The sequence below is a fragment of the Lysinibacillus sp. A4 genome (assembly GCF_024919535.1).
GTDB lineage: Bacteria > Bacillota > Bacilli > Bacillales_A > Planococcaceae > Lysinibacillus > Lysinibacillus capsici.
In genome coordinates this window covers 1-8,956 of sequence record NZ_JANWTB010000025.1, presented here as the reverse complement: position 1 = coordinate 8,956, position 8,956 = coordinate 1, and the positions used below count along the sequence as shown (strand labels likewise).

Genomic DNA, 8,956 nt, shown 5'->3' with positions numbered 1-8,956 from the left:
ATTGACCAAGCAGCATTCAATAAAATTACAGAGTACATTGAAATCGGTAAAGGCGAAGGTCGTTTAGTAGCTGGTGGTACAGCAGACGATTCAGTTGGCTACTTCGTACAACCAACTGTGTTCGCGGACGTAGATCCTTCAGCTCGTATTATGAAAGAAGAAATCTTCGGACCAGTGGTAGCCATTGCAAAAGCAAAAGATTTCGACCATGCGATTGAAATTGCAAACGATACAGAATACGGTTTAACAGGCGCTGTTATCACAACAAACCGCATGAACCTAGAAAAAGCGCGTGAAGAATTCCATGTAGGAAACCTTTACTTCAACCGTGGCTGTACAGGTGCAATCGTTGGTTACCAACCATTTGGTGGCTTCAACATGTCAGGTACAGATTCAAAAGCAGGTGGCCCAGACTACCTACAACTGCATATGCAAGCAAAAACAACTTCAGAAATGCTTTAATTTTCACATTGACGTGAGGGCTGTTCAAAGTAGGTAGAAATTGAGGCATTTTGAATGAATTTGTGACACTTCTCCAGGTAACGCTACCCTGGCTAAAACCGTAGACTTTCATGACGTAGTTTACCTTGGAGAAGTTAGCAAATTTACCGTTTGAATTGTTGCTATATGCTTAATCATTCTACTTATAGTGATACATAGTCCCTTTCTTTTATAAAGTTTTTCAACATGATTAGTAAGGAGAGAATAGGATATGACAAAAACTCAACAAGTTATTGAACAAACACAAAATTTTGGTGCAGCAAACTATCATCCACTGCCAATCGTTATTTCAGAGGCTGAGGGTGCTTGGGTTAAAGATCCAGAAGGTAACAAATATTTAGATATGTTATCTGCTTATTCAGCAGTAAACCAAGGACACCGTCACCCAAAAATTATCGCTGCTTTAAAAGAGCAAGCTGATAAAGTAACGTTAACTTCACGTGCTTTTTACAGTGAAAACCTTGGTGAATGGTATGAGCTAGTAGGGAAATTAACAAATAAAGAAATGGTATTACCAATGAATACTGGTGCTGAAGCAGTAGAAACTGCGTTTAAAGCAGCTCGTCGTTGGGCCTATGATGTAAAAGGCGTAGAAGAAGGTAAAGCTGAAGTTATTGCATGTAATGGTAACTTCCATGGTCGTACAATGCTAGCTGTATCTTTATCTTCTGATGAAGAATACCGTCGTGGTTTTGGTCCAATGCTACCAAATGTTAAATTAGTAGATTATGGTAATCTTGAAGCTTTAAAAGCTGCTATTACACCAAACACTGCTGCATTTTTAATTGAGCCGATTCAAGGTGAAGCGGGTATCGTCATTCCAACAGAAGGCTTCTTAAAAGCAGCTCGTGAACTTTGCCGTGAAAATAATGTACTATTCATTGCTGATGAAATTCAAGCTGGTTTAGCACGTACAGGTAAAATGTTTGCTTGTGATTGGGAAGAAGTAGAACCAGATATGTATATCTTGGGTAAAGCTCTAGGTGGCGGCGTATTCCCAATTTCTTGTGTGGCTGCAAACCGTAGTATTTTAGGTGTTTTCAACCCAGGTTCACATGGTTCAACTTTCGGAGGTAATCCTTTAGCTTGTGCAGTTTCAATTGCATCTATTAAAGTATTATTAGATGAAAAATTAGCAGAGCGTTCACACGAACTTGGTGAATACTTCAAAGGTAAATTAAAAGAAATTAACAACCCAGTTATTAAGGAAGTACGTGGTCGTGGTTTATTTATCGGTATGGAGCTAACAGAAGCAGCTCGTCCATATTGTGAAAAACTTAAAGAATTAGGTCTATTATGTAAAGAAACACATGATACAGTAATTCGTTTTGCCCCACCACTTGTTATTTCTCAAGAGGATTTAGATTGGTCAATTGAACAAATTGAAAAAGTATTTAAACTTTAACAAAATGTTCACATTTTAATTCGGAAGTATGTTACAATGATGCCGATAACTATCATTAAAAAAAACAAAGAGGCGATTTAATAATGTCTGAAAACTTAAATCTTTTCACATCAACACAAGATGTCATTCAAGATGCTCTAAATAAACTTGGCTATGATGAAGCAATGTATGAATTACTAAAAGAACCGCTTCGCATGCTACAAGTACGTATCCCAGTGAAAATGGATGATGGTACAACAAAAGTATTTACTGGTTACCGTGCACAACATAATGATGCTGTAGGACCAACTAAAGGTGGGGTTCGTTTCCACCCACAAGTGTCTGAGGAGGAAGTTAAAGCGCTTTCAATGTGGATGACATTGAAATGTGGTATTGTCGATCTACCGTACGGCGGTGGTAAGGGCGGTGTCATTTGTGATCCTCGTCAAATGTCAATGGGCGAAATCGAACGTTTAAGCCGTGGCTATGTTCGTGCGGTAAGTCAAATCGTAGGACCAACAAAAGATATTCCTGCGCCAGACGTATTTACAAATGCACAAATTATGGCATGGATGATGGATGAATATAGCCGCATGGATGAATTCAACTCTCCAGGCTTCATCACTGGTAAGCCACTAGTACTTGGTGGTTCTCAAGGTCGTGACCGTGCGACTGCACAAGGTGTTACAATCGTAATCGAAGAAGCAGCAAAAAAACGTGGTATTGATATTAAAGGTGCTCGTGTTGTTATTCAAGGATTTGGTAACGCAGGAAGCTTCCTTGCGAAATTCATGCATGATTTAGGTGCGAAAGTAATCGGTATTTCAGATGCTTATGGTGCACTTCATGATCCTGAAGGTTTAGATATCGACTATTTATTAGATCGTCGCGATAGCTTCGGAACAGTAACTACTTTATTTGAAAACACAATTTCAAACAAAGAACTATTAGAGCTTGATTGTGATATTTTAGTACCAGCTGCTATTGAAAACCAAATTACTGCTGACAATGCACATAATGTGAAAGCAAATATCGTAGTAGAAGCAGCAAATGGTCCAACAACAGCTGAAGCAACTAAAATCTTAACAGAGCGTGGCATTTTACTTGTACCAGACGTATTAGCCTCTGCAGGTGGAGTTACAGTTTCTTACTTTGAATGGGTGCAAAATAACCAAGGTTATTATTGGACAGAAGAAGAAGTGGAAGAACGTCTATACAAAAAAATGGTCGAAGCATTTGATAATGTATATACAACAGCAACAACACGTAACATCAACATGCGCTTAGCAGCTTACATGGTAGGTGTTCGCCGTACTGCAGAAGCTTCTCGCTTCCGTGGTTGGGTTTAAGCAAAAAATGAAAAAACGAGTCATTTCCTTAATCGGATGACTCGTTTTTTTGAATTTTATTCGATTGAAGAAGGTGGTCTAGACGCTGTTCTAATAGCATCTTTTTTTCGTTCCTTATTTTTTTGATTTTAAAAAATCTTAGAAGAAAAAGGCTCGAAATTATGATTACAACAACAATTACAATAATAAGCATGTGCAAAAGTTCCTTTTACTTTATGTAATGTATAGTACTATACAACTATTGCCTGAACAAAATCTGAACAGTTTGAAAAACGCTTTCGAAATAGCAAAGTGTTGACAGCGTTTAATCTTTGCTTTCTCTAGCGTAATTATGAGAAAATCCAACTAGAAAGGGGCGAATTAGATGGATTCATTTACTTTTTTTAACCCAGTGAAACTACATTTTGGTGAGGATGCACTTGAAAAATTGCCGAAAGAATTAGAGCAATTTGGAAACAAGGTATTAGTTGTATATGGTGGCGGAAGTATTAAATCGAATGGTGTATACGATGCTGTTATAGAAAAATTACAACAGGCGGATAAAACCGTATTTGAATTAGGTGGTGTAGAGCCAAATCCACGAGTAGAAACAGCTAGACGAGGTATTGAGATATGCAAAACTGAAGGAATTGACTTAGTTCTTGCTGTTGGTGGTGGTTCAGTAATCGATTGTTCTAAATTAATTGTTGCTGGCGCTAAGTATGATGGCGATGCTTGGGATATCGTGAAACGTAAAGTGATTGTAGAACAAGCTATACCACTAGGAACGGTATTAACACTTGCTGCTACAGGCTCAGAAATGAATGCTGGATCTGTGATAACGAATGCTGCTACAGAAGAAAAACTAAGTTGGGGTAGTCCAGCAGCCTTCCCGAAATTTTCAATACTAAATCCAGCATATACAGTGACTGTACCTAAAAATCACACTGTGTATGGAATAGTGGATATGATGTCGCATGTATTTGAGCAATATTTCCACAATACAACGAATACTCCTATCACAGATGAAATGTGTGAAGGGGTATTGCGAACAGTTATTACGACAGCTCCAAAATTATTAGAGGACCTAGAAAATACGAAGTTACGCGAAACCATTCTATTAGCAGGGACAATTGGTTTAAATGGATTTCTATCAATTGGTTCACGAGGGGATTGGGCATCTCATAATATTGAACATGCTGTATCTGCTGTATATGACATTCCACATGCAGGTGGTTTAGCCATTCTTCAACCGCATTGGATGCGTTTAAATGTACCAGTAAATCCTGAGCGTTTTGCAGGTATAGCAACACGTGTGTTTGGAGTCGAGGCAACAGGCAAAACAGTAGAAGAGGTTGCTTATGAGGGGATTGATCGTTTATCTGCATTTTGGACATCATTAGGGGCACCTAGTCGTTTGGCAGATTACGATATTGATGATTCGAAATTCCAGCAAATTGTAGATCATGCTATGCAAAATGGCCCTTTTGGCAACTTTAATCGATTGCAAGAGGAAGATGTAAGAACCATTTTACGAAATTCTCTTTAATACTTTAAGTATGAGGCTATGCTTATAGCCTCATACTTTTTTTATTGCAAGGTTAAGAAAAATTAACGATTAATGTAGAATTTTGTCGTAGAAGTTTCTTTAGTCCTGCAATATAATAAAATAGATACATAATAGAAGGAATAAAAATGTATTTTTCTTTATTTTAAGTGAGAAAAGTCATGTTTTTAGCTGAGTCATTCAACCTGTATTATAGATTATTTTACTATAAGGTGATTTATGGAATGACAGAAAAGTATAGTTTTTTGTCGTAATCAGTCAATTCGTGTGTCAATGTTCAGAAGTTGTTCAGCCACCTTTACTAAAATAATTACAATATTAAACAAAGAGGAGAGGGATCAAATATTGAAACAATTGCTACAGGATCGTATTGTTACATTAAGTTGTATAGAAATGCCATTTCAGCAACATGTTTATAAAATGCAAAATTGTGTAGAGGTATTGGGGATTGAAGCGAAATCATTGCAAATTGAAAATGATAAAATTATCACTGGATACATTGTTGATCAAAGTATATTTTTTAAAAGCGTGCGTTTTGGGCGAACGAATGTTATTTTTTCGGATGGTGTAAATAAAGCAATTGTACAATTATTTGTTCGTCCTTCTGGAGAAATTGTTGTAGAAGTTAAGCCGTATTTGGGGGGTGCTGAGATTGTTCCTGTTTATTATCGAACAATTTTAGCAGATACAGCTATTGCAATTGATTTAAAAGGTGCTTTAAAACATTATTTGGTGGCCCATCAATTTATGAATATAGAAGATTCAATTGCTGAAGTACATTATCAATCCATGCATCCGAATGTATTAAAGGATTCTTTTTTAGGAAATTTCGTGTTGGGTTGTCATGTGGATGGCAGAAATATTCTCAATGCAGAAGAATATGCATTAGCTAATCGTCAAGCCTCCTTACTATTTTCAAAAATCGTTATTCAGCAGAATGGTAAAAGACAAATGATTGCTTGTAATAAATTACTTACTTTTATGATTACAAACCATGTTTATGTAGGTTATGAGGATATTCCTAATTTAAAATTAGTCTAACAAATAGCCAACTGCCTGAAATACGGCAATTGGCTATTTGTTTTTATAAAGTATTAAATGGAGTTGTTTGGTTTTTCACCAACATGTATCCAGCTTGTTTTCCCATCATCTTCGTCGAATAATATAGCTACTTTAGATACTCCTTTTTGGCTTAGGATTACCTCGGTTAAATGATCACGAACATCATCTAAAAAGGCTAACGATAAAAGCGGATCAGCTTCAGCTACTAATTCTACATGTAAAAACTCTCCTTCTTTAATTACTTCAAGACGCACAATATCTTTAATATTCGGATCATCCATTACAAGGTGAGCAATATGGTTTAACATCTCTTCATCAGTCTCGCCAATGACGCCACGTGCATTATCGAGGAACACCTTACCGACTACATAAAACATCATGATCCCAATTATCATCGAAACGAGACCTTCTATTCGACTCCAACCTGTAAAATAAGCAATTAAAATAGCAGCAAAGGCTAAGAAGTTGCCCCCAGTAGCAACTAAATCTTCCATAAAAACTAATTTTGTTGCCGGTTTTGCCCTATTCAAATATGAGAAGGCTTTGGGAATAGCTGCGATACCTGCCTTTTCTTGACCTGCTTCATGTAACACTTCTGCAGCCGCTTTAGCTAGCACTGTCCCTTCTAAAACAATCCCGATGAATAATACCCCTAGGGCAATCAGTATCCCGCTAGACTCGCCTGCGGGATGAATAAAATGATGCCAACCTTCCTTTATTGTTTCATAAGAAAGGATAGCTACAATTATTACGGCAAAAAGGCATACTAAATTGACAATACGACCAAAGCCACCGGGAAATTGTTTTGTAGGTGCCTTTTTAGAGAGTGCTGAACCTATATATACAAATAATTGGTTTGCAGCATCGCCTAGAGAGTGCATCATTTCTGCAAACATCGCAACGTTACCTGTAAAGAAAAAGGCGATTCCTTTAATAATTCCTAAAAATGCATTTACACATGCAGCCATTAGAGAGGGTTTGTTACCGTCTTTTAGTAGTTTTAATAGTTCTGCCATAAAAAATCCTCCAACTAGTTTAAAATTTCCATTTCGATTTTTTCTATATAAGATAGTGCTCGTAATGAACGATAAAATGACAACAAATTATCCGAGACGATTAAGGAAAGGCGTAAATCTAACTCATGTAAAACACTATCGTTTTTTAAGTGCACATCTTTAATGCGTATATTTTCAATGATAATGTTGTTGTCCTTTAAAAATAAAAGAAATGATTCTGTATGGTTGTCATCATCAATTTGAACTTTTAATAAAATTTCCCGCATACGAATTCGCTTTGGTCCGATTTTCATAAGAAAAGGTGATAGTACTTCAATTCCAAAAACAATGATCACAACAGCTAGTGTTGCATCCATGTAAAAACCTGCACCAACTGCAATACCGATACCAGCGGCTCCCCAGATCATAGCAGCGGTTGTTAAACCCGTAATGCTGTCATTACCGCGTCTTAGAATGACTCCTGCACCAAGAAAGCCAATTCCACTAACAATTTGTGCGGCTAAACGTAGAGGGTCCATCGTAATATTAATATCTTCTCTAGCGGGGGTTGAGTAGGCTGTTTCAATGGAGATAATCGTTAATAAGCAGCTGAAAGTAGCAATAACTAAACTTGTTTTTAATCCAACTGGTTTTTTCTTTAATTCCCTTTCGATACCGATTACTAAACTTAATGTGGCTGCAATAACTAATTTTATGCCAACTTCATATGTAATCATATTTTCGAATAATGTTTCCATACACAACCCTCCATTGATATTTCGTATTGCTAAGAGATATGCAAACTGTCATTATTATATGTGCATCACTTTTTTGTATTGTACAACATGAAGTAAGGACATATAAGTATTTTTTTAGGAAGGTGAGGTTTTTTGGAGCAGCCAAAAATTCATCCATACATCCCGATTGTGATTGGTGTTATTTCAGTATCGATGTCAGCTATTTTTGTGAAATTAGCATCTGCGGAAGCGGGAATTATAGCATTTTATCGCATGCTATTTTCCGTTTTAATCATGGCGCCATGGTTTTTAAGGGGATATACAAAGGAGTTAGCAACTTTAAAAAGACGTGATTGGTTATTTTCTTCAGTTGCGGGGATTTTTTTAGCTTTTCATTTTATATTATGGTTTGAATCACTCAACTATACTTCAGTAGCAAGTTCAACAGTTTTAGTAACGCTACAACCTTTGTTTGCGTTTGTGGGCACTTCCTTTTTCTTTAAAGAGAAAATAACGATGAAAACAATCATAGCAGGTTCAATTGCAATACTAGGAAGTGTTTTAATTAGTTGGGGCGATTTTAAAGTAAGTGGAACAGCCTTTTATGGAGATGTACTTGCGCTCGTTGCTTGTGCACTAGCGACAGCTTATTTTCTATTAGGGCAGGATGTACGTAAGAGATTATCACTTGTGACCTATACAATGGTTGTATATGTTGTAAGTACCATCACTTTATTTATTTATGTAATGGTTAAAGGAGAATCCTTTGGTCCATATTCTTCGATGGATTGGTTATGGTTTATCTTATTAGCATTAATACCAAATTTACTTGGTCATACTTTGTTTAATTGGTCAATTAAATATGTTAGTACGAATGTTGTTTCAATTGCTATATTATTTGAGCCTGTAGGAGCTGCTCTTTTAGCTTTGGTGATATTTAAAGAGTATTTAATCATGACACAAATCATCGGCGGATTGATTGTATTAGCAGGAATTCTATTGTTTGTAATAGATATTAAAAAGATTTTTAATTTTTTTATGAAAAATGCTTGATTTTTAAAATGCTATATTATATATTATTACTTGTCCTTAACAAGAAGGAACACTTAAAAATAAAGTTTTAAAAAAGTTGTTGACTTTTAGTTGATAATGAGATAAGATAATAAAGTCGCTGAAAACGACTTAGGTAAAATGAACCTTGAAAACTGAACAAGCAAAACGTAATCAATAAAGTTTTAAGTAGCTAGTTTCACTGGTGAACGAAACACAATTTTGGACATCAAACATGATGCCAGCAAAACAATTTGAGCTAATCAAATTTCTTTTATGGAGAGTTTGATCCTGGCTCAGGACGAACGCTGGCGGCGTGCCTAATACATGCA

Annotated in this window: 8 protein-coding genes and 1 rRNA gene; 7 read left to right on the top strand and 2 right to left on the bottom strand. The window is 36.3% G+C overall.

The features are described 5' to 3' along the window. The 5 genes from NY607_RS23900 to NY607_RS23880 form a co-directional block, all read left to right on the top strand. Positions 1 to 462, top strand: a 462-nt coding sequence (locus NY607_RS23900) for an aldehyde dehydrogenase family protein (RefSeq protein WP_259420558.1), incomplete at its 5' end; no start/stop codon positions are given. 250 nt (positions 463 to 712) lie between these two features. Further along, entirely contained in the window at positions 713 to 1,906 is a 1,194-nt protein-coding gene (locus NY607_RS23895; protein ID WP_004233780.1) for an ornithine--oxo-acid transaminase, read from the top strand. An 83-nt stretch (positions 1,907 to 1,989) separates the two neighbouring features. Next, positions 1,990 to 3,234 carry a Glu/Leu/Phe/Val family dehydrogenase gene (locus NY607_RS23890; protein WP_004233781.1) on the top strand — a complete coding sequence of 415 codons (1,245 nt, stop codon included), beginning with the start codon at positions 1,990 to 1,992 and terminating at the stop codon, positions 3,232 to 3,234. Between the two features lie 364 nt (positions 3,235 to 3,598). Then, a complete protein-coding gene (locus NY607_RS23885; protein WP_237898542.1) occupies positions 3,599 to 4,762 on the top strand; it encodes an iron-containing alcohol dehydrogenase in 1,164 nt (387 codons plus the stop codon). A 363-nt stretch (positions 4,763 to 5,125) separates the two neighbouring features. After that, complete coding sequence (locus NY607_RS23880; protein ID WP_259420556.1) at positions 5,126 to 5,821, top strand: hypothetical protein; 696 nt, start codon at positions 5,126 to 5,128, stop codon at positions 5,819 to 5,821. 53 nt (positions 5,822 to 5,874) lie between these two features. Here the strand turns inward: NY607_RS23880 and NY607_RS23875 are convergent, their stop codons facing one another. After that, positions 5,875 to 6,858 carry a cation diffusion facilitator family transporter gene (locus NY607_RS23875; RefSeq protein WP_237898541.1) on the bottom strand — a complete coding sequence of 328 codons (984 nt, stop codon included), beginning with the start codon at positions 6,856 to 6,858 and terminating at the stop codon, positions 5,875 to 5,877. 14 nt (positions 6,859 to 6,872) lie between these two features. Then, positions 6,873 to 7,595 carry an MgtC/SapB family protein gene (locus NY607_RS23870; protein ID WP_004233792.1) on the bottom strand — a complete coding sequence of 241 codons (723 nt, stop codon included), beginning with the start codon at positions 7,593 to 7,595 and terminating at the stop codon, positions 6,873 to 6,875. A 132-nt stretch (positions 7,596 to 7,727) separates the two neighbouring features. On the opposite strand from NY607_RS23870, the gene NY607_RS23865 reads away from it, so the two are divergent. Further along, a complete protein-coding gene (locus NY607_RS23865; protein ID WP_237898538.1) occupies positions 7,728 to 8,627 on the top strand; it encodes a DMT family transporter in 900 nt (299 codons plus the stop codon). Positions 8,628 to 8,897: 270 nt separating this feature from the next. After that, positions 8,898 to 8,956: ribosomal RNA gene (locus NY607_RS23860) — 16S ribosomal RNA — on the top strand; the annotation flags it as partial.

Bases quoted from the DNA above. Each gene is read 5' to 3' on its own strand.
- NY607_RS23885 (WP_237898542.1), top strand. From the start codon at position 3,599: ATGGATTCATTTACTTTTTTTAACCCAGTGAAACTACATTTTGGTGAG.
- NY607_RS23875 (WP_237898541.1), bottom strand. From the start codon at position 6,858: ATGGCAGAACTATTAAAACTACTAAAAGACGGTAACAAACCCTCTCTA.
- NY607_RS23890 (WP_004233781.1), top strand. From the start codon at position 1,990: ATGTCTGAAAACTTAAATCTTTTCACATCAACACAAGATGTCATTCAA.
- NY607_RS23870 (WP_004233792.1), bottom strand. From the start codon at position 7,595: ATGGAAACATTATTCGAAAATATGATTACATATGAAGTTGGCATAAAA.
- NY607_RS23895 (WP_004233780.1), top strand. From the start codon at position 713: ATGACAAAAACTCAACAAGTTATTGAACAAACACAAAATTTTGGTGCA.